The organism is Variovorax sp. Varisp53 (genome assembly GCF_059491555.1).
On sequence record NZ_CP168512.1, the window covers coordinates 4,400,816 to 4,420,860 of the forward strand.

Genomic DNA, 20,045 nt, shown 5'->3' on the forward strand with positions numbered 1-20,045 from the left:
GATGACGACCAAGCCCTTGTATTCCCTGAGCGTGCAGGAGCTGCATGCAGCTTACGCCGCCAAGGAACTCTCGCCGGTCGAAGTGGCACGCTCGGTCAACGAGCGCATCGCCGCGTACGAGCCCGAGCTGCATGCCACGTGGCTGTTTCGCCCCGAACTGGCGCTCGAACAGGCGCGCGCCTCCGAAGCACGCTGGCTGGCCGGCCAGCCGCGCGGCACGCTCGACGGCGTGCCCGTGACCATCAAGGACAACCTCGCGACCGAAGGCGACCCGATGCCGCTGGGCACCGCGGCCTACGACCTCGTGCCGATGCTGCAAGACTCGCCACCCGCCGCGCGCCTGAAGGAAGACGGCACGGTGCTGGTCGCCAAGACCACCATGCCCGACCTGGGCATGCTGTCGTCGGGCCTGTCGAGCTTTCATGAGCTCTCGCGCAACCCGTGGGACCTGTCGCGCACGCCCGGTGGCTCCAGCGCAGGTGCGGGTGCGGCGGCTGCCGCCGGCTACGGCCCGCTGCACGTGGGCACCGACATCGGCGGCTCGCTGCGCCTGCCGGCGAGCTGGTGCGGCATCTACACGCTCAAGCCCAGCTTCGGCCGCATTCCGCTGAGCACGCCCTACATGGGCCGCTGCGCCGGGCCGATGACGCGCACGGTGGCCGACTCGGCGCTGATGATGGCGTCGATCGCGCAGCCCGACGACCGCGATTACTCGGAACTACCGCCACCGGCGATCGACTGGAGCGCCTTCGAGGTCGACCCGTCGTTCCTCAAGAGCAAGCGCGTGGCGCTGCACATGGACGCGGGTTGCGGCCTGCCGCTCGATCCGCGGATTGCCGAGGCCGTGCGCCGCGCCGCGAAGCGCATCGAGGCGGCCGGCGCGCATGTGGAGGAAATCGGTGCCTTCATGACGCCGAAGATGCTGCAGGGCATGGACCACTTCTGGCGCATGCGCTCGTGCATCGACATGCAGGCGATGGCTGCGGAAAAGCGCGCGAAGATCCTGCCGTACATCCGCGAGTGGGCCGAGAGTGCCGCCGGCTTTTCGGGCGCGCACATCTTCGACGCCTACAGCCAGTTCGTCGCCACGCGCGCGGCCACCGTCGCTGCCACCAAGGCCTACGACTTCGTGATCTCGCCCGTGTCGCCCAACATGCCCGCGCCCGCGGACCACGCCTCGCCGACCAACGACCCGATGCTGCCGCTGGAGCACATCGGCTTCACGGTGCCCTACAACATGTCGGAGCAGCCTGCTGCTTCGATCAACTGCGGCTATTCAGCCGAGGGCTTGCCCATCGGCCTGCAGATCGCCGGGCGCCGCTTCGACGACCTGGGCGTGCTGCAGTTCAGCCGCGCCTTCGAGCAGATCCGCGAAGCCCAACACCCCTGGCCCGAACCCAAGTGATCGGCCGCAAGGAGACAACCTCATGAACGCCACCCACTACATCGACGGCCGCCACGTACCGTCCGAAGGCAACGCCACCATCGACGTGATCGACCCGAGCGACGGCCAGAAATTCGGCGAGATCGCGCGCGGCACGGCTGCCGACGTCGACACCGCCGTGCGCGCCGCACGCCAGGCCATGGGCGAGAACTTCGACGGCCCCTGGGGCGGCATGACCGCGCTGCAGCGCGGCCGCCTGCTCGCCAAGCTCGGTGCCGCCGTCTTGGAACACCACGAGGAGCTGGCCCAGCTGGAAGCGCGCGACACCGGCAAGGCGCTGCGCGTGGCGCGCAACGACGCGACCGCGCTGGCCCGCTACTTCGAGTACTACGCCGGCGCCTGCGACAAGCTGCATGGCGACACCCTGCCCTACGAGCGCGGCTACACCGTGCTGACCGTGCGCATCCCGCACGGCGTGACGGGGCACATCATTCCCTGGAACTACCCGATGCAGATCGCGGGCCGCAGCGTGGGCGCATCGCTCGCGGCGGGCAACGCCTGCGTGGTGAAGCCGGCAGAAGACGCGAGCCTGTCGCTGCTGCGCCTGGCCGAGATCGCGACCGAGGTGGGCTTTCCGGCCGGCGCGCTCAACGTGGTGACGGGCTACGGCAAGGAAGCCGGCGCGGCACTGTGCGCGCACCCGGGCATCGACCACATCTCGTTCACCGGCTCGACGATGACGGGCCGCAGCGTGGGCCTGGCCGCGGCCGAGCGCCATTGCCCGGTGACGCTGGAGCTGGGCGGCAAGTCGCCGCAGATCGTGTTCGCCGACGCCGACCTCGACGCGGCCGAGCCGGTGCTGCTCAACGCCATCATCCAGAACGCCGGCCAGACCTGCTCGGCGGGCAGCCGCGTGCTGGTGGAGCAGTCGGTGTACGAAGAGGTGGTGCAGCGCCTCGCGAAGCGCTTCGCGGCCGTTCGCGCAGGCACGCCCGCCGAAGACCTGGACATGGGTCCGCTCATCAACGAGAAGCAGTTTCGCCAGGTGCGCGACATGGTCGCGACCGCCGAGGCCAGCGGCCTGAAGGTGGCGGCACGCGGCGCGGTGTCGCCCAACGCATCAGCCACCGGCTTCTACCAGGAGGCCGTGCTGTTCCGCGACGTGCCGCACGACAGCGACCTGGCGCAGCGCGAGGTCTTCGGCCCCGTGCTGGCCGTGACACCCTTCGCCGACGAGGCCGAGGCGGTGCGCCTGGCCAACGGCACGGACTTCGGCCTGGTGGCCGGCGTGTGGACGCGCGACGGCGCGCGCCAGCTGCGCATGGCGCACAAGCTGCATTGCGGGCAGGTCTTCGTGAACAATTACGGTGCGGCGGGTGGTGTAGAACTGCCTTTCGGCGGCGTGAAATCGAGTGGCTTCGGCCGCGAGAAGGGCTTCGAGGCCCTGCTCGGATTCACGACCCTCAAGACCATCGCCATCAAGCACGGATGAACAATTCATGACCACCACTGAACAGCAAGCCCCACGCAAAGTCGGCCTCGTCGGCGTCGGCCTGATGGGCCACGGCATCGCAAGCAACATCGTCAAGCACGGCCACCAGCTGACCGTGCTGGAACACGCGGGCAACCAGCCGATCGACGGCCTGCTGAAGGCCGGCGCCACCTCGGTGAAGGACGTAGCCGCGCTGGCCGCGCAAGTCGACGTGCTGATCCTCTGCGTCACCGGCACGCCGCAGGTAGAGGCGGTGATGCTCGGCGACAAGGGTGCATTGACTGCCCTGCGTCCCGGCACGGTGGTGATCGACTGCTCGACGGCCGTGCCCGCCTCCACCGCGAATGTGGCGCAAGCGGTGGGCGCCAAGGGCGGCAGGTTCATCGACGCGCCCATGACGCGCACCGCGAAGGAAGCCGCCGAGGGCCGGCTGAACCTGCTGGTGGGTGGCGACGCCGAGGTGCTGGCTTCGTGCCTGCCGCTGCTGCGCTGCTTTGCCGAGAACGTCACGCACGTGGGCGGCATCGGCGCCGGTCATGCGATGAAGCTGCTGCACAACTTCGTGTCGCTCGGCACGGTCGCGCTGCTGTGCGAAGCGGCTGCCTGCGCGCAGCGCGCGGGCGTGGCGCCGGATGTGTTCGTGGATGTGCTCGCCAAAGGCGGCGGCAACGGCGTGGCGCTGGAACGCGTCAAGCCCAAGCTGCTGACGGGCAGCACCGACTCGTTGAAGTTCTCGATGGCCAATGCCAAGAAGGATCTCGGGTACTACAACGACATGGCGGAGCAGTCGTCTTCCAGCCATGGCATTGCGCAGGCTGTAGATGCGCTGCTGACCCAGGGTGTCGAGAAATTCGGGCCGGACCGGATGGTGCTCGATCTGGTCGAAGCGCTGCGCTGATTCTTTTTGCTCTTGCTCTTTGTGGCGCCGTTGTTCGGGGCGCGTGCACAGGGCACCGGGTACTCCCCTCCGCGAATGTCCCCCGGCCTGCGGCCTCCTCCTTTATTTCGCTGCGGGGAGCACCCGATGCCCTGCGCACGATGAGCGCGGCTGTGGCGTTGGCGGTTCGAGCGCTGCGGCGGATTGCAGGTGGACATGCTCGGGCGCACCACTGAGCTTTTGTGAGAGACGGGCACTGGACAAGCAGAACTCCGAAGGGCCCGGCGTCGGCCACGGTCGACACTGGCATGACTGCGTTCAATGCTCGCTTCGGTTAAGGGTTGTCCAACACCTGCCCTCAAGCCGTCCTCATGCTCGGCGTCGTCCTCTCACATGGGCAGGTGTTGGACAACCCTTAACCGAAGCGGCTGTACGGCTTTCTCCAAAGCGGAAGTTCGTCGCGGAGGAAATCAGCCGGCCAGCTATACGGCTAAATCGCCTTGGGGTGTGCACGCGCGAACCTCTCAACCCACTCGGCCTGCTCCACAGTGTCAGGAACGGCCACGCCGCGAGAGCGGCTGAGCACGTGAAAGATGTCCTTGCCAGGTACGCCAAGCAAATGAAGCAGACAGCCAGCTACCAATCCAGTGCGACCGATACCTGCGCGGCAATGGATGGCGACTGCTTCGCCTTGCACAAGCTCGGAGTGCAATTGACTAAGCAAGACGGATAGCTCGCGTGTCGATGCCGGTGTGCCGCGGTCGGCAATGGGGAAGGACCGGAACTCAATGCCGTATTCGGAACACAGAGAGGCTTCCGACTCAAGCTCCAGTTCGCGAACCTCATGAGACTCGAGCAGAGAGACGACCCATCCGACTTTTGCGCCGCGCCATGCTTCGACCTCTTCACGGAGCCATTCACCACCACGTGGACGCGGCATTAGGGCTAAGCGATGAGGATTAATGCCACTAACCCAGCGAAGCGACGGCTCAAACATGAATAGACGTTTCAACGTGTTGTAGGGAACCGGTCCATCTCGGGGGTCAGCCGCTTCTGGCCGCCAACTGCTCCTATTTGGGGTTGACAGACATCGACTTTATAGAGCCATCATCACCAACGACGATGGATATCTGGCCGCCGAGTTGTGATTGCCGAGCACCGACGTGCCATTCGCCAGTCTTTCGGCTGATAGAAAAAGCAGGAGCCCATCGCACCTCTTCTCGCAGGGCATGATTTCTGGCTATGCGAAAGGCAGTCACCGCATCCAAACCATTGGTATCGTCAACAAATTGGCCGTCGCTCTGGCGAAATCGGAACGTCACTTCAGAGTCAAAAGTCACGTGCCATTCCTTGTCTTCAAGATCCCACCAGAAGGTCGGTAGGATAGCGCCCCAGCGTGGACGTCCCATCTCGATGGTCTTCGACAGCGCTTCTACTTCGTCCATAGTGACTCTCCGCTCTTGCCCCGATTGTGCCCTTGCAGCAAATGACTGGTTGTAGCCGGATGGCGTCAGCGTTTGGCAGCCGCAGCTTCGACCCAGACGACCTCATCCGGGTGGTGCTGGTGGACGGTATCGAGCGCGTCAGCCAATACGAGCGGATCGCGCGACTCCAATTGGTAGTCGAAGCGCGTCAGGCCTCCCACTTTTAAAGTGTCGAAGTCTTCTTCTGAGACAGCATCTGCACCGCACCAAACTGTGGCACCAGATCTTGCCGCTTCACGCAGTGCGTCCTTCAGGCCGCTGGGCGTAATTGCTAGGAAGATCATGTTCTTTTCCGAAGTGATTTGCAGGGATGGCTGAGTGGCTGGTTCTGGCCGCATCCTGCCACACCGAAATGGCTTGGAAGTTGCCGCTATGCCGTGTTGAAGGCGTACTGCTCGGCTACAGGGACGGGGCGTCTCGAGCTGGTCTGCGTCGACCCCTGCTCGCTGCACAGGAATGGATAGAAATTAAAGCACTGATCTCCCGGAAGCTTCTCGACCTCTTCCTCCCAGCCGGCCCAGCGCATGCCAGCATAGAAGGTATGAAGCCGCTTGGTGAATGCCCACTGCGTGAATGCGGCGTGACCAACCCCCAAGCTCTCCCACTTGAGGGTCTCGGGCGCAAAGTAGTACACCGAACCTCGGTCGTCGCCGAATGCGCCACCATTAAGCGCAAAAAAACCACCAACGGCATCGTCCGCCACAAGACAAAACCCGTTAGACCGCCCGCTGTTCCACGTCGCTATGTTGCGGGTCAGTCTTTGATGCCCAGAGCCAAGCATTCTTAGCCATCCACCGTCTACCAGGATGCCGCCCGTCCCATGGGTGATGGCGCCCAGGACGGACCGAGTGGTCACTTGCAATTCGACGAGGACATCATTGCAGTGTGAGGAAGGGGGCAGTATCTCGACGGGCAGTTCGGCATTCGCAGCCCACTCCTCAACCAGGGGCAACGCTGGCTCTTCGACTTCCACAAGCTCATTTAGCGAACGCAATTTTCATCCCTCAACGTCTAGTTCTAGGAATTCAGCCGCACAGGTGAACGTCCGGTTGTAGCCGACTGCAGCCGGCCGGTCCGTTCGCCGACGCACCTTCATGCGTCTTCAGACACCGAGGCATGACACGCAACGCAGAACTTGTTTCCGTCAGGGTCGCGAAAGTAGGCGCCATAGTATTGGGCGTGGTATTGCGGGCGAAGCCCTGGAGCACCTTCGCTGGTGCCACCGTTCTCCAAGGCGGCTTGATATGCCGTTCGGACCACCTCTCTGTTGGCTGCCTCGAAGGCAATCATCTGCCCATTTCCAGGACTGTGCGGTCGTCCGTCGTAAGGTTTGCAAATGACGAAGAATGGGCGCGTGCTATTTTCGCTGTGCCAGCCAGCCCAGGGCTTGCCTCGCTCGCAGAAGCGTAACTGCACACCAAGGCTTTCCATCACCGCACTGTGGAAGCGCAAGGCACGCTCGAAGTCACTGACGCTCACAAAGATATGAGAAAACACATTGGCTCCTCTAGAGATTGGAGGGTAGCTCCAAACGTCCGCTTGTGGCCGACTGTAGCCGGTCGCGCTACCGTCGCGAAAGGGCCCCAAGCGATCCTCGCTATTGCCAAATAGCGGACGCTCAGAAGCGGCGTGTTGCGCTGAATCCTAAGTCAATCAGACTGGGTGACATGCTCTTTAAGGTTGGGTTAGACAGTGCCGTCGTACTTCTCCTTCAACTCGAAGTACACCCTCTTGCAATGCTCGTAGTAATCCCGCTCGTCATCCGCTCTTTGCCGAGCTGGTTCTCCACTTTGGACAGGATCTGCTGCAGCGGCTTCGATGACCTCCAAGAACACCTTGTCACCCGGCTTGAGGTCGTGGGCCTCAAACCAGACCAGATGATCGTCTTGGATTCCGGGGCCTCGCGAAGTAAGCCCACCAAGACGGAGGTGAATGTCAACGTCCTCGATGGCTCTGTGAGGGCGGCTTGCAGACCCAAGCTTGCCAACAGCTGTGATGGTTGTCGTCAGCACGCCCAAATCGTCCGCTCCTCCAATTGCTGGCTGCTGATCGTTGAGTTGGACTCGAAATGCAAGCATGCTGTGCCTTGTTAACGATGTAAAAAGTCGGCTTTTGGGCGAATGTAGCCACTATCGCGGTACTTCGGAAGTTGCGTGAACATTGTGAGCCTCACCTGAAATCTCTGGTTGGATCATTACGAAATTGATTGAGCTCAAATTTTTCAATGGAACTGTCAAATGTCCAATCGACGATAGGCTCCAAGACGCCATCCGTTAAGCGATGAACCCACTCGATGGCTGGGCGCCATTCAAATTTCTGCGCACCAATGTAAGCGCCGTCGAAGTGAACAACGGCCTTCTCCCAGTAGAGCTGACGTAGCAGCGCTTCGAACTTATCGAGCCAGTCGCGCAATTCGAAGTCGACCTCTTTGAGTGACGCGGCGAAGTGGATCAGGCGAGTCCTGAAGTTGATCATCGATGCATCCAACGGTGGGCATGCAAACATGTGCCTGCTTACAGGGGGCCACTTGTCTTCAAGGGGCAACATTTGAAGCTTCCCTTCGTTGTGCTTCTCGATAGACCGCGTGTTGTCTAGAAGGAGTTGTCGGCGAACGGCCGAGCCATCAGCCCTGGCTCCTGGCCATGCCTCTTCGATGTAACCATACAGAAAGCTTTTCATCCCCATCGAATCACCTTGGCAGTTTCGACGAAATCGACCGAACGTCCGGTTCTGGGCAAATTGTGCCGTGGCGTCGACCGACCGGTCTTGGCCGGCAGGCGTCAAACCCAACGGCCCGTCCGCTGCTCATTGACTGCCTTCGAGGATCTCTATGTATGGAAGGACTCGCGGATGGGCCTGAACCCACTGCGCGCCCAAATACGTAGATACGGGGCCCGGGCCGATGACACTCTCGATTGACCCGAGCTTGGACGCGGCTTGCAGCAGTTTGTGCGCCGCATGCATGGCATTTTCGCTTGCAGCCGATTCCGGCTCGCCAGCCTCATTGCCCCATTCCTTCTGAATCGCCGCAATGAGCTTGCCGACGGCGGCCTCTAGAGGTTTTCGTGAACGCGTCATGGGCCCGAATCTAACCCACCGTCAAAGGTCCGTTAGTTGCCGAATTCTGCCGTAGGAGCACACGTACCTGGGTTCAAGCAACCTGCTTTTCGGCGCTTCGCGCCAACACGACCTCTCGAATCGTTGACCAATACTCTTCTTGAACGTCAACGTCCACGACGGGCTGAATGGTGGTGCGTAGACCCGGTCATTAGCACTCCAGGACAGACTGAAGAGGCATTGGGCGTTGATACCGCGTCCCAGCCAACTGTGTCGTCCGCCGCGGAAGAGACTATTTCGCAGGCGAGAAAGAGGTTGGCGCCAAGAACGAGTTGTCCATCTTCGCAACAATTGGTCCGGCTGCCTCGCTCGCTTTTCTGACCTCGACCCATTCGGGATCGACGACAAACTTGCCCCACTTGACCTCACGATCGGCCAGGCTCTCCCAGACAAGCATGTAGGTAAGCGCGTTGCTGTCAGGCCCGATTGCAGTCGTCCAATATCCGAGTTGACGAATTCCCAGCCGGTTCCAGATGCCCGCGGTGTGATCGCGAAATCTGGCAAGAACGTCGGGTAGCCGGCCAGGCATTGCGGTATAGATGCGTAGTTCGTAGATCATCGACATCAGTCCTTAAGAAAAGCTGTTGCAAGTTGACGAGGCGGCGGGCGTGACCGCCAAGCTCACATTGTGCTGCCAGAGGTCCATCCGCCGTCAAAGGAGATGAACAGTCTCAGGCATTCCGCGTCGCGCCTTCTCGCTCACCTGAAACAGCTCCCCAGCCTTGCGAGCGAGTTCAGCCGCAAGCCAAAGCAGGTTGTTCAGTTGTCGAGGCCCATCCCCGCTGCACCAGTCGATGTCTTCCCCGTGGCACACCCACAGAAGAGCTTCGAGTTGAGAGAGTGTGTTTTCGAGAAGATCCGCCGGGTCTTGGGCGTTTTCTTCGGAAGCTACCGGCGTGCGAGGCCGGGCTATAGTCTTGGTAGCCATTTTTGTGCGTTTCCTCCAAGGTAGTTGCACGAACTTGGTTAGACGGTCGGGGTGCTGATAACACCTCGGCCGTCGCCTTTTGATACCTCGCATCTGCATCGCTGCTTTCGCACCGACAACCTGCCGCGAGGCAAGCAGCCTTCAAACATCTCGGTGGCTTGGTTTGTTGCGCCTTCCTTGTTCCCTTGTTGGGGTATGGAGTGACAGGGGCATCCACTGTAGAGAAGAACCCAGCGAAGCAGCCATTCCAGACGGCACGAAGTCTCGGCAACCGCCAACAAATGCAGCTTCCGCAATGCGCCGCGCGCGGACCTCATGGGCCAGTGCCGTGTCAGTCAGCAGCGGTTCTGAACGCTCACGTCGATGGGGTGCCTTGCGCAGCGAAATAAAGGAGGAGGCCGCAGGCCGGGGGACATTCGCGGAGCAAGGTACCCCGTCGGCGTGAGCGTCGCCCCGAATGACCCCGAGCGCGAGCTCTAAGGCATCCCGCGCGCCAGCAAGTGATCGACCAGCCGTCGCTGCGGAAAGCTCAACGCCTCCTGCCGCGTGCACAAGTACATCCGCCGTGAAGCCCATGCATCGGTGAGATTGATGAAACGCAGCTTCATCTCCTTGCGGTAAGTCACAGCAGCACCCTCGGGCAGGATGCCCACGCCCATGCCCGCTTCGATCATCCGGCACACCGCCTCGAAGCTCTTCACCCGCACGCGCAGGCGCAGCACCTTGCGCGCGCTCATGGCGGCGTCTTCCATCGTGCGGGAGATGGCGGAATCGTCTTCGAGCCCCACGAAATCGAAATCGAGCAGTTCCTCGAACGATACCTCGCGCCCGCGCCACGGATGCTTCTGCCGCACGATGGCCACCAGCCGGTCGGTGCGGTAGGGAATGAAGTTGAGCGCCGGGTCGGCCGCCTCGCTGGTGATGACGCCCACGTCAGCCTGCCGGTCGCGGATGGCCTGCACGATGTAGACGCTCCGGTGCTCCTCCACGCTCACGCGGATCTCCGGGTAGCGCTGGCGGAAGCTCGCCACGTCGTCGGGCAGGAACTGGCCCATGGCCGACGCGTTGGCATGCAGCCGCACGCGGCCGGTGGCGCCCTGCGCGTAGTCGGACAGGTCGGCGCGCATGCGGTCGACGTCGCGCAGGATCTGGCGCGCATGCATGGCGAGCGATTCGCCGGCACCGGTGGGCGTCACGCCCTTCGACGTGCGATTGAGCAGCGCGACGCCAAGTTGGCCTTCGAGAATGGCGAGGCGGCGGCTCGCGGCCGACAGCACCATGTGGCTCTCGGCGGCGGCCTTCGACAGGCTGCCGTGCTCAATGGCACGCAGGAAAAGCGCCAGCGAATCGAGGTCGGGTCTCATGGGTTCGGGTCGATCTGGGAGGCTGGCATTGTCGCGCCCGCGAGGGCGGGCGCAGGCGCAAGGATGAGGGCAAAATCCCCCGGGCCGCGCCGATCGGCCCCATCCCCCGTGCCGTCCATGCCGCCCCCGCCGCCCATCACGCCCGAAACACCTCCGCCCTCCCCGCCCCGCCCGCGCCACCGCGCGCTGGCCGGCTGGATCGCCGCGGGCGTATTGGCACTGCTGCTGATCGGCGTGGCGGGCCAGTGGGCCGCGAGGCGCGAGGCGAACTTCCAGGCCGACTCGATCCGCCGCGCCATGGAAGTCCACGTGCTGGGCCTGCGCGACGCCGCCGGCAAGTACAGCTACCTGCCATTCACTGCAAGCCTGCATCCGGACGTGCTGGCCGCGCTGGCCCATCCCCAGGACGCGGCCGTGAAGCAGCGCGCCAACCGCTACATCGAAGAGGTGAACCGGCAGGCGGGCTCCGACGCGCTCTACCTCATCGACCTGCAGGGCCTTACGCTGGCGGCCAGCAACTGGGCAACGCCGCAGAGCTTCGTCGGCGAGTCGTATGCCAACCGCCCCTACTTCCGCGACGCGCGCGCGGGGCGCAACGGCCTGTTCTACGGCGTGGGCCAGACCACCGGCGAGCCGGGGCTCTTCATCTCCGCGCCGGTGCGGCCCGACGGCGGCGCCGTGCTGGGCGTGGTGGCGGTGAAGGTCAGCCTGCGCCAGCTGCAGGAAGCCTGGACCTTCTCGCGCGACCCGATCCTGCTGACCGACGCGCGCGGCATCGTGTTCCTGAGCTCGGTGCCGTCGTGGATGTACCAGGCCACGCGCGCGCTGGGCGCCGCGGAACTCGACGGCATGCAGCGCGACCAGCAGTACGGCGCGCGCACCAGCTTCGCGGCACTGCCGTGGAAAGTGGAACGTGCCGAAGGCGAGCCCGGCTACCTCGTGCGCACCGACATCGGCGGCCAGCCGCGCCGCTTCCTCGCAGTGGACGAGCCGCTGCCCGACCTGGGCTGGACGCTGACGGTGATGGCCGACCACGCCGAAGTCACCCGCGCACGCGAGCGCACCTGGATGCTGGGCCTGCTGTGCGCGGGCGTGCTGCTGCTGGGCGGCCTGTACTGGCAGCTGCGCGAACGCCGCTTCGCCGAGCAGCGCGATGCACGGCGCGACCTGGAGCTGCGCGTGCGCGAACGCACCCACGAGCTCGACGAGGCCCACGCGTTCCGCAAGGCGATGGAAGACTCGCTGCTTGTGGGCATGCGCGCACGCGACCTGGAGGGCCGCATCATCTACGTCAACCCGGCCTTCTGCGAGATGACCGGCTACGACGCCGACGAACTGCTCGGCAAGCTGCCGCCCTACCCTTACTGGCACCCCGACGACGTGGCGCAGCACTGGCGCCAGTACGACGCCATGATGAGCGGCCAGCCCGCGCGCTCGGGCTTCGAGTCGCGCCTGCGGCACCGCGACGGGCACGACGTGATCACCATGGTCTACACCGCCGCGCTGATCGACGCCGACGGCCAGCACAGCGGCTGGATGAGCTCGGTGGTGGACATCACCGAGCAGAAGCGCGCCGAGCTGCGCCAGCGCCAGAACGACGAGCAGCTGCAGCACGCCCAGCGTTTGGCCAGCCTCGGCGAGATGGCCTCCACGCTGGCCCACGAACTGAACCAGCCGCTGATGGCGCTGAGCAATTTCGCGAGCGCGGCCAAGGCCTTCGCGGAACAGGGCAACCAGCAGCTGCTGGTCAGCAGCCTCGACGAGACCATGGCGCAGGCCCAGCGCAGCGCCGAGATCGTGCGGCGCATCCGCGGCTTCGTGCGCCAGCGCACCGTCGGCACCGAGGACTGCGCCGTGGCGGCGCTGGTGGCGAACGCGCTGGCACTGCTGCAGGGCGAGATGCGGATGCGGCAGGCGCGCGCCGAAGTCCGTATTCCGGCGGGGCTGCCCGAGGTGCGCGGCGACCGCGTGCTGCTCGAGCAGGTGTTGCTGAACCTGCTGTCCAACAGCTTGCAGGCGATGCAGGCCACGCCGCCGGAACAGCGGCTCGTGGAGGTCGAGGCCGAGGTGCTGGCAGGACGCATGCACATCCGCGTGGCCGACCGCGGGCCGGGCATCGACGCAGCGCTGGCCGAGCAGGTGTTCGCGCCCTTCTTCACCACCAAGACCGGCGGACTGGGACTGGGCCTGAACATCTGCCGCACCATCGTCGAGGCCCATCGCGGCCGGCTGTCCTTTGCCAACCGGGACGGCGGTGGCACGGTTTTCACCCTCGAGCTGGAGATCTCACCCCCATGAACGCTCTTGCCAACAACCTGTGCGTGGTGGACGACGACGAGGCCGTGCGCCGCTCGCTGGGCCTCCTGCTGCTGTCGCGCGGCTACGCGGTGCAGACCTTTGCCTCGGGCGAGGCCTTCCTGGCTGGCGCCGACCTGCAGCGCGCGGGCTGCGTGATCCTCGACCTGCGCATGGAGGGCGTGAGCGGGCTGCAGGTGTTCGATGCATTGCGCGCACAGGACAGCCCGCTGGTCGTGATCTTCCTGTCCGGCCACGGCGACATCCCCATGGCCGTCGAGGCGGTGCAGAACGGCGCCTTCGGCTGGCTCGAGAAGCCTTGCAATGACGAGCGCCTGCTCGACAGCATCGCCCGGGCCCTGCAGCGCGCCGGCGAAATCGCCGTGCGCCGACAGGCCCGCCAAGCCGCGCAGGCGCTGTGGGACAAGCTCACGCCGCGCGAAATGCAGGTCGCCCGGCTGGTGGCCGAAGGCAAGCCCAACAAGCAGATCGCCCTGGAGCTCGCGCCGCTGGAGCAGCGCACGGTGGAAACCCACCGCGCCCACGTGTTCGCCAAGCTGGGGCTCGCGAACAGCCACCAGCTCGACCGGTTCCTGCGGGAACACGGGCTGTAGTTCTTTCTAGGTATTTACCCTTGCGTACCGATACGTAGCCGCCGGGGGGGCGGCTACGGACGACAGCGCGGCGGCGGCCGGACAGACTTGCCGGTACGGTTTCGCGCGGCTTTGCGGCGAGCCGCAGCCAGAGACAAGGACACCTTTCCATGACCACCATCGCCAGTGCGAGCGTCGGCGCCTCCGGCCCGGACGCGACCGCCAACAACACGCCGTATACCTTCGAAGAAAAGCGCAAGCGCATCTTCGCCATCTTTGCCGCCTCGTCGGGCAACCTGGTGGAATGGTTCGACTTCTACGTCTACGCCTTCTGCGCCATCTATTTCGCGCCGGCTTTCTTCCCCAAGTCGGACCCGACCGTGCAGCTGCTGAACACCGCCGGCGTGTTCGCCGCCGGCTTCCTGATGCGTCCGATCGGCGGCTGGCTGTTCGGCCGCCTGGCCGACCGCAAGGGCCGCAAGACATCGATGGTCACTTCGGTGGTCATGATGTGCGTGGGCTCGCTGGTCATCGCCTGCCTGCCCACCTACGCGCAGATCGGCGCCGCCGCGCCCGCGCTGCTGCTGGCGGCGCGGCTGCTGCAGGGCCTGTCGGTCGGTGGCGAATACGGCACCACCGCCACCTACATGAGCGAAGTGGCCATGCGCGGCCAGCGCGGCTTCTTCTCGTCGTTCCAGTACGTCACGCTGATCGGCGGCCAGCTGCTGGCCGTGGTGGTGGTCGTGGTGCTGCAGCAGATGCTCGACGAGACCGAGCTCAAAAGCTGGGGCTGGCGCGTTCCTTTCGTGCTCGGCGCCGTGGCTGCCGTGGTGGCCCTCATGCTGCGCCGCACGCTGACCGAGACCGCCAGCACCAAGACCCGCGCCGCCAAGGGCGCCGGCACCATGCGCGAGCTGTTCACCAACCACAAGCGCGCCTTCTTCGTGGTGCTGGGCTACACGGCCGGCGGCTCGCTCATCTTCTACACCTTCACCACCTACATGCAGAAGTACCTGGTGAATTCGGCGGGCATGTCGATCAAGACCGCCAGCAACGTGATGACGGCCTGCCTGTTCATCTACATGTGCATGCAGCCGGTGTTCGGCGCGCTGTCCGACCGCATCGGCCGGCGCAACAACATGCTGCTGTTCGGCGCGCTGGGTGCGCTGATGACGGTGCCGGTGCTGAGCAACCTGCAGAGCGTCGGCAGCCCGATGGTGGCGGGCGTGCTCATCACGCTCGCGCTGGCGGTGGTGAGCTTCTACACCTCGATCAGCGGCATCGTGAAGGCCGAGATGTTCCCGCCCGAGATCCGCGCGCTGGGCGTGGGGCTGTCCTACGCGGTGGGCAATGCGATCTTCGGCGGCAGCGCGGAGTACGTGGCGCTGGGGCTGAAGTCGATCGGGCACGAGTCGTACTTCTACTGGTACGTGACGGCGATGATGGGCGTGGTGTTCCTGGTGAGCCTGCTGCTGCCGAAGCAGGCGACGTACCTGCATCACGACAAGTAAACAGTGCTTCAGGAAGCGGCGCCCTGCGCGGCCAGCGCCAGGGTCCGCTTCGCGATGTTGACCAGGTGGATCTGGCTCGTTCCCTCGTAGAGGCGGAACAGCCGAACGTCGCGGTAGAAGCGCTCGGCCACGTTGCCGGCAATGAAGCCGCTGCCGCCGAAGACCTGCACGGCCCGGTCGGCGACCCGGCCGCACATCTCGGAGGCGAACAGCTTGCACATCGACGCTTCCATCGTCACGTCGATGCCCTCGTCCCTCTTGCGCGCCGTCTCCAGCACCAGCGCGCGCGCCGCATGCACCTCGGTGTTGCTCTCGGCAATCATCTGCTGCACCAGCTGGAAGTCGCCGATGGGCTGGCCGAACTGCCGGCGCGACTGCGCCTGCCGCGCCATTTCCTCCACCAGCCGGATAGCAGGGCCGATGCACAGCGCGGCCAGGTTGATGCGCTGCTTGTTCAGCGTTTTCATCGCCGTGCGAAAGCCCTGCCCCTCGACACCGCCGACGATGGCCGAGGCCGGCACGCGCACACCTTCCAGCCTGACCTCGCCCACCGGCGAGCCATGCTGGCCCATCTTGCGGTAGGGCTGCGAGGTCGACAGGCCGGGCACGCCGCGCTCGACCAGGAAGGCGCTGATGCCGGCCGCGCCCTTCGCGTTCGGGTCGGTCCGGGCGAACACGGTGAACAGGTTCGCGATCGGCGCGTTGGTGATGAAGCACTTCTGCCCGGTGATGACGAAGCTGTCGCCGTCGCGCACCGCCACCGTCTTCTGCGCCGTGGCGTCCGATCCGGCCTCGGGCTCGGTGAGTGCGAAGCAGCCGGTCAGCTCGCCGCTGGCCAGCCGCGGCAGGTAATGGCGCTGCTGCTCGGGCGTGCCGTCGACCACGAGCGACTCCGATGCGATGCCGGTGTTGCCGCCGAAGCGCGCACGGAATGCGGTCGCGACCTGCGACACCTCGAGGTTCACCAGCGTCAGTTCCTCGGTGGTCAGGCCGGCGCCGCCGAAGGCCTCGGGGATGCTGTGGCCGAACAGGCCGATCTCGCGCATGCGCTGGACGACCGGTTCGGGAATCAGGTCGTCGCGGTCGACCTGCTCCTCCAGCGGCAGGCATTCGTCATGAATGAACCCGCGCACCTCGGCGAGCATGGCCTGGAATTTCTCGCTGTCTCTGATCATGGCTTCGCCTCGTTGTCCGCCGCGCGCACATCCCGCAGCAGCGCATAAAGCATGTCGTTCGGCGCCGCGCAGCCGGCCGGCTGGCGCGCGCCGAACAGCACGGCGTCGCTGCGTGTGAGCTCGGGCCGTTCGCGCTCCTCGATCCAGTCGTACACCACCGTGCGCGCGGCAATGCGCCATTCGCCCTGGCGGCGCTCGAAGCGGTCGAGGTAGCGTCCGCACAGCAGGGTGCGCTTCGCGGGCGCATCGGCAGGGGCCTGCAGTGCGAAGAAGCCGCTCTCCACCGCAGCCACGTCGCCATGCAGCTCGATCGCGATGTTGTTCACCTGGTGCACGCGCCGCCCGCCCTGGCGCAGCCGCTGCAGCGCTTGCGTGATGAAGCCTTCGGCGCTGCCGTTCCAGGCGCCGTGGCAGTCGGTGGCGTCTTCCCAGTAGGCCGAGCGCAGGGCCTCTTCGTCGACGCGGTCGATGCCGCGGCAGTAGCGGTAGAGGCACTCGCGGATCGCCTCGCGATCGAGCAGCGCCTGCAGCGGTGCGCGCGGGTTCATGCCGCCGGGGCCGTTGGCGCTGCGGCGCGTTTGAACAGCTGCACCACGTTGCCTTCCGGGTCGCGCAGCGACATCACCGCGCCGTGCGCGCCCATGTCGCGCGTGCCGATCACCTCGCCGCCCGCGCCGGTGATGCGCTCCTGCGCACCGGCGAAGTCGCCCACCTCGAACACCATCACCACGCCGGAGGTCGCCGGTGCGGCCTCTTCGGTGCAGGCCAGTGCCACGCTGGTGTTTCCCACGCCGTACTGGAACCAGCGGTCCTTGTCGCGGAACTTGAGCTTCAGCCCCAGTGCCGATTCGTAGAAGGCATGCAGCTCGGCCGGGCGTTGCGCCACCACGTACACGTTCTGCAGGCGCTGGGGAGAAATGCCCTCGGCGCTCACAGCGAAGTCTCCGATGCGCCGCCGTCCAGTCGGATCACCTCCGCGTTGACGAAGCGCGAGCCGTCGCCGGCCAGGAAGCAGATGGCGTCGGCGATGTCTTCCACGGTGCCGAGCCGGCCCAGCGGCGTGCGCGCGATGCGCTTCGCGTCGAGCTCGGCGTTGCGGTGCTTGGCCGTGCCTTCGGTCGGCACTGCGCCGGGCGCCACGGCGTTCACGCGGATGCGGCGCGCGCCCAGGTCGGCCGCCGCGGCACGGGTGATGCCGAGCACGCCGGCCTTCAGGCCGCTGTACACCACCGATCGCGCGGGCGACTTGAAGCCGGCGACGGAGGCCACGTTGATGATGGCGCCGCCGCGTTCCGGGTCCATCGCCTCGGCCGCGGCCTGGATGCCCCAGATCACCGACTTGAAGCCGATGTCGACCATGCGGTCCATCACCTCGGGCGTGATTTCCATCAGCGGCTGGTAGCGCACCCAGGCCGCGTTGTTGACCATCACGTCGAGCCGGCCCGCCTCGCCGGCAAGGCGCTGCACCGCCAGGCGCATGCCTTCGCGGCTCGACACGTCCTGCGGCACCGCCACGGCCTTGCCGCCAAGGCGGCGGATCTCCGCGACGGTGTCTTCCACGAACTCGGCCTTGAGGTCGTTCACGCCGACCGTCGCGCCCAGCCGGGCGAAGGCCAGCGCGGTGGCTCGGCCGATGCCGTGGCCCGCGCCGCTGATGAAGGCCACGCGGCCTTCGAGGGACTGTGATGCATTCATGGCTTGTCTTTCGTTTCCGGCACCAGCAGCGCGTCGAGCGCGAAGGCACCGTGCCCGTGGTCGAGGACCACCAGCGGGTTGATGTCGATCTCGGCGACGCTGCGCGCATGCCGCGCGGCGAACTGCGAAAGTGCCGCGACGGCGCGCGCCGCGGCCGCCACGTCGGCCTTCGGCCGGCCGCGTGCGCCGTCGAACAGCGCAAAGGCCTTGAGCGAGCGAAGCATCTGCATGGCCTGCGCCTCGGTCACCGGCGCCACCTGCAGCGCCACGTCGCGCAGCACCTCGGCATAGATGCCGCCCAGGCCCACCATCACGACCGGGCCGAAGACCGGATCCTTGGTGGTGCCGAGGATCAGCTCGGTGCCGCCCTGCGCCATCTGCGCCACCAGCACGCCGGCGATGCGCGCCTGCGGTGCCTTCTGCGCGACGCGCGCCAGCAGGCTGTCGTATTCGTCGCGCAGCTGCGCCTCGGAGCGCACATCGGTCACCACGCCGCCGACCTCGGTCTTGTGCGGGATGTCGGGCGAGACGATCTTCAGCACCACCGGAAAACCGATGTCGCGCGCCGCGGCCAGTGCCTCGTACCAACCGCTGGCCGTGACTTCCTTCAGCACCGGGATGCCGGCCTGCGCGAGCACGGCCTTGGCACTGGCCTCGTTGGCGAAGGCTTCGGACGGCAGCGCCTCGGACGAAGGCAGCGTGGTCGCCACCTCGGCCTGGTCGCCGCGCGTGCCCAGGCGCACCAGCGCCGCCAGCGTGGCGCACGCGGCATCGATGGTCTCCACCGTCGGAAAGCCCATCTCGTTCAGCTGCGCCATGGTGTCGGGGGGTGCCTTGCAGCACAGCAGGACGAGCCGCGACGGATGCGCGCGGCGCACCTGCTCCAGCGCCGCGATGTAAATGTCGCGCAGCCGCGGCATCTGGAAGGCGTATGCCGACTGCAGGATCACCGCGTCGCAGCTCGCGTCTTGCGCCACCGCCGACAGCACCTGCACCAGCAGCTCGGGCCGGCTCGACACCTGCGCCGTCATGTCGACGGGATTGCCCGGCGATGCGTAGGGCAGCGCGGCCACGATGCGCTCCTGCGTGGCGGCCGAGAGCTTCGGCAGTTCCAGCCCCTGTGCGCTGGCGGCGTCCGCCATCAGCACGCCGAAGCCGCCCGATGCCGTGACCAGCGCCACGCGCGGCCCCTTCGGCGCACGCGCCGTGCCGACCACCGACACGGCATGGCCCACTTCGAGCAGCTGCTCGATGCTGGGCACGCGAATGGCGCCGGCATTGCGCAGCACCACGTCGAACACCGCGTCCGAACCGGCGAGTGCACCGGTGTGCGAGGCAGCCGCTTCGCTGCCGGCCGACGACACGCCCACCTTCAGCACCACGACCGGCTTGCCCGCCTCGCGCGCCATGGCCAGTGCACGCACCAGCTTGGCCGCGTCGCGGCAAGTTTCCATGCAGCACAGGATGACCGAAGTGGCCGGGTCGGTCGCCAGCGAGGCGATGCCGTCGGCAATGTCGACGTCGCATTCGTTGCCCGTGGTCAGCAGGCGGCTGATGCCGATGCCGCGCTCGACGGCCAGGCGCATCGTGTAGCTGCCGAGGTTGCCGCTCTGCGACACGATGCCCACCGGGCCCGCCGTCGGGAACGACGACTCCAGCGCCACCGAGAAGGTGGCGATGCTCCTGTCCGCCACGCCGATGGAGCCCAGGCAGTTCGGCCCCACTACGCGCATGCCCGATGCCCTGGCGACTTCGCCGATGGCCGCCTGCAGCCGGCTGCCCTCTTCGCCCATCTCCGAGAAGCCCGAAGACAGGATGACGGCCGCGCGCACGCCGCGCGCGGCGCAGTCTTTCACCGCTTCGAGTACCGCATCGGGCGGCACCGCCATCACGGCCAGGTCGGGCACCGACGGCAGCTCGGCAACGTTCGCATAGGCGGGCAGCGACTGCACCGTGCCGCCCTTGCGGTTGACCGGATAGATCGCACCGCGGTAGCCGTATTTCTGCAGGAACTGCAGCGGCCGCCCGCCGATCTTGGTCACGTCGTCCGACGCACCGAAGATCGCGATCGAGCGCGGCTTGAAGAGCGCCTCCAGCCCCTTGCCCACTTCGACTTCGACTGTCGCCATC

22 protein-coding genes are annotated in these 20,045 nt (G+C 65.9%); 6 read left to right on the forward strand and 16 right to left on the reverse strand.

All coding sequences use genetic code 11. The features are described 5' to 3' along the window. The first annotated feature begins 1 nt into the window (after position 1). Genes ACEOAB_RS20520 through ACEOAB_RS20530 form a run of 3 tightly spaced genes read left to right on the forward strand, consistent with a single transcriptional unit; the run spans position 2 to position 3,774 of the window. Positions 2-1,405 (forward strand): amidase, encoded by a 1,404-nt coding sequence (locus ACEOAB_RS20520; RefSeq protein WP_413749922.1) that lies wholly within the window; start codon positions 2-4, stop codon positions 1,403-1,405. Between the two features lie 22 nt (positions 1,406-1,427). After that, entirely contained in the window at positions 1,428-2,876 is a 1,449-nt protein-coding gene (locus ACEOAB_RS20525) for an aldehyde dehydrogenase family protein (protein WP_495653079.1), read from the forward strand. Positions 2,877-2,883: 7 nt separating this feature from the next. Then, positions 2,884-3,774: an NAD(P)-dependent oxidoreductase gene (locus ACEOAB_RS20530; RefSeq protein WP_413749920.1), complete on the forward strand. Its 891-nt coding sequence runs from the start codon at positions 2,884-2,886 to the stop codon at positions 3,772-3,774. Between the two features lie 469 nt (positions 3,775-4,243). On the opposite strand, the gene ACEOAB_RS20535 is transcribed toward ACEOAB_RS20530, so the two are convergent. The 11 genes from ACEOAB_RS20535 to ACEOAB_RS20585 all read right to left on the reverse strand — a co-directional run bounded on the left by ACEOAB_RS20535 (position 4,244) and on the right by ACEOAB_RS20585 (position 10,646). Further along, entirely contained in the window at positions 4,244-4,765 is a 522-nt protein-coding gene (locus tag ACEOAB_RS20535; protein WP_495653080.1) for a phosphatase domain-containing putative toxin, read from the reverse strand. Positions 4,766-4,823: 58 nt separating this feature from the next. Further along, positions 4,824-5,198, reverse strand: a complete 375-nt coding sequence (locus tag ACEOAB_RS20540) for a hypothetical protein (protein WP_413749917.1) — start codon at positions 5,196-5,198, stop codon at positions 4,824-4,826. Between the two features lie 65 nt (positions 5,199-5,263). Further along, the gene (locus ACEOAB_RS20545; protein ID WP_413749916.1) at positions 5,264-5,521 is read right to left on the reverse strand and encodes a hypothetical protein; all 258 of its coding nucleotides are present in this window, start codon (positions 5,519-5,521) and stop codon (positions 5,264-5,266) included. An 86-nt stretch (positions 5,522-5,607) separates the two neighbouring features. After that, positions 5,608-6,231 carry a DUF2625 domain-containing protein gene (locus tag ACEOAB_RS20550; RefSeq protein ID WP_413749915.1) on the reverse strand — a complete coding sequence of 208 codons (624 nt, stop codon included), beginning with the start codon at positions 6,229-6,231 and terminating at the stop codon, positions 5,608-5,610. Positions 6,232-6,329: 98 nt separating this feature from the next. Beyond that, positions 6,330-6,734, reverse strand: coding sequence for a VOC family protein (locus tag ACEOAB_RS20555; protein WP_413749914.1), 405 nt, complete (start codon positions 6,732-6,734; stop codon positions 6,330-6,332). 188 nt (positions 6,735-6,922) lie between these two features. Further along, positions 6,923-7,315, reverse strand: coding sequence for a hypothetical protein (locus tag ACEOAB_RS20560; RefSeq protein ID WP_495653081.1), 393 nt, complete (start codon positions 7,313-7,315; stop codon positions 6,923-6,925). 91 nt (positions 7,316-7,406) lie between these two features. Beyond that, on the reverse strand, positions 7,407-7,916 hold the full coding sequence (locus tag ACEOAB_RS20565) for a hypothetical protein (protein ID WP_413749912.1): 510 nt from the start codon (positions 7,914-7,916) through the stop codon (positions 7,407-7,409). A 126-nt stretch (positions 7,917-8,042) separates the two neighbouring features. Then, complete coding sequence (locus ACEOAB_RS20570; RefSeq protein WP_413749911.1) at positions 8,043-8,315, reverse strand: hypothetical protein; 273 nt, start codon at positions 8,313-8,315, stop codon at positions 8,043-8,045. A 271-nt stretch (positions 8,316-8,586) separates the two neighbouring features. Continuing rightward, on the reverse strand, positions 8,587-8,913 hold the full coding sequence (locus ACEOAB_RS20575; RefSeq protein ID WP_056594446.1) for an NIPSNAP family protein: 327 nt from the start codon (positions 8,911-8,913) through the stop codon (positions 8,587-8,589). A 93-nt stretch (positions 8,914-9,006) separates the two neighbouring features. Further along, positions 9,007-9,282, reverse strand: coding sequence for a hypothetical protein (locus ACEOAB_RS20580; protein WP_495653082.1), 276 nt, complete (start codon positions 9,280-9,282; stop codon positions 9,007-9,009). A 476-nt stretch (positions 9,283-9,758) separates the two neighbouring features. Beyond that, complete coding sequence (locus ACEOAB_RS20585; RefSeq protein ID WP_056593326.1) at positions 9,759-10,646, reverse strand: LysR family transcriptional regulator; 888 nt, start codon at positions 10,644-10,646, stop codon at positions 9,759-9,761. Between the two features lie 117 nt (positions 10,647-10,763). Between ACEOAB_RS20585 and ACEOAB_RS20590 the strand changes: the two genes are divergently transcribed. The 3 genes from ACEOAB_RS20590 (at position 10,764) to ACEOAB_RS20600 (ending at position 15,045) form a co-directional block, all read left to right on the forward strand. Continuing rightward, complete coding sequence (locus ACEOAB_RS20590; protein ID WP_495653083.1) at positions 10,764-12,944, forward strand: sensor histidine kinase; 2,181 nt, start codon at positions 10,764-10,766, stop codon at positions 12,942-12,944. Next, positions 12,941-13,555 (forward strand): response regulator transcription factor, encoded by a 615-nt coding sequence (locus ACEOAB_RS20595; protein ID WP_007839077.1) that lies wholly within the window; start codon positions 12,941-12,943, stop codon positions 13,553-13,555. The genes ACEOAB_RS20590 and ACEOAB_RS20595 overlap by 4 nt, the downstream gene beginning before the upstream one ends. 149 nt (positions 13,556-13,704) lie before the next feature. Then, complete coding sequence (locus tag ACEOAB_RS20600; protein ID WP_413750704.1) at positions 13,705-15,045, forward strand: MFS family transporter; 1,341 nt, start codon at positions 13,705-13,707, stop codon at positions 15,043-15,045. Between the two features lie 8 nt (positions 15,046-15,053). Here the strand turns inward: ACEOAB_RS20600 and ACEOAB_RS20605 are convergent, their stop codons facing one another. Genes ACEOAB_RS20605 through ACEOAB_RS20625 form a run of 5 tightly spaced genes read right to left on the reverse strand, consistent with a single transcriptional unit; the run spans position 15,054 to position 20,044 of the window. Beyond that, a complete protein-coding gene (locus tag ACEOAB_RS20605; protein WP_413750703.1) occupies positions 15,054-16,220 on the reverse strand; it encodes an acyl-CoA dehydrogenase family protein in 1,167 nt (388 codons plus the stop codon). Further along, entirely contained in the window at positions 16,217-16,768 is a 552-nt protein-coding gene (locus ACEOAB_RS20610; RefSeq protein WP_413750702.1) for a nuclear transport factor 2 family protein, read from the reverse strand. Before ACEOAB_RS20610 ends, ACEOAB_RS20605 begins: the two co-directional genes overlap by 4 nt. Next, on the reverse strand, positions 16,765-17,154 hold the full coding sequence (locus ACEOAB_RS20615) for a VOC family protein (protein WP_413750701.1): 390 nt from the start codon (positions 17,152-17,154) through the stop codon (positions 16,765-16,767). The genes ACEOAB_RS20610 and ACEOAB_RS20615 overlap by 4 nt, the downstream gene beginning before the upstream one ends. Next, positions 17,151-17,915, reverse strand: coding sequence for an SDR family NAD(P)-dependent oxidoreductase (locus ACEOAB_RS20620; RefSeq protein ID WP_495653084.1), 765 nt, complete (start codon positions 17,913-17,915; stop codon positions 17,151-17,153). Before ACEOAB_RS20620 ends, ACEOAB_RS20615 begins: the two co-directional genes overlap by 4 nt. After that, a complete protein-coding gene (locus ACEOAB_RS20625) occupies positions 17,912-20,044 on the reverse strand; it encodes an acetate--CoA ligase family protein (protein ID WP_495653085.1) in 2,133 nt (710 codons plus the stop codon). Before ACEOAB_RS20625 ends, ACEOAB_RS20620 begins: the two co-directional genes overlap by 4 nt. Position 20,045: the final 1 nt, after the last annotated feature.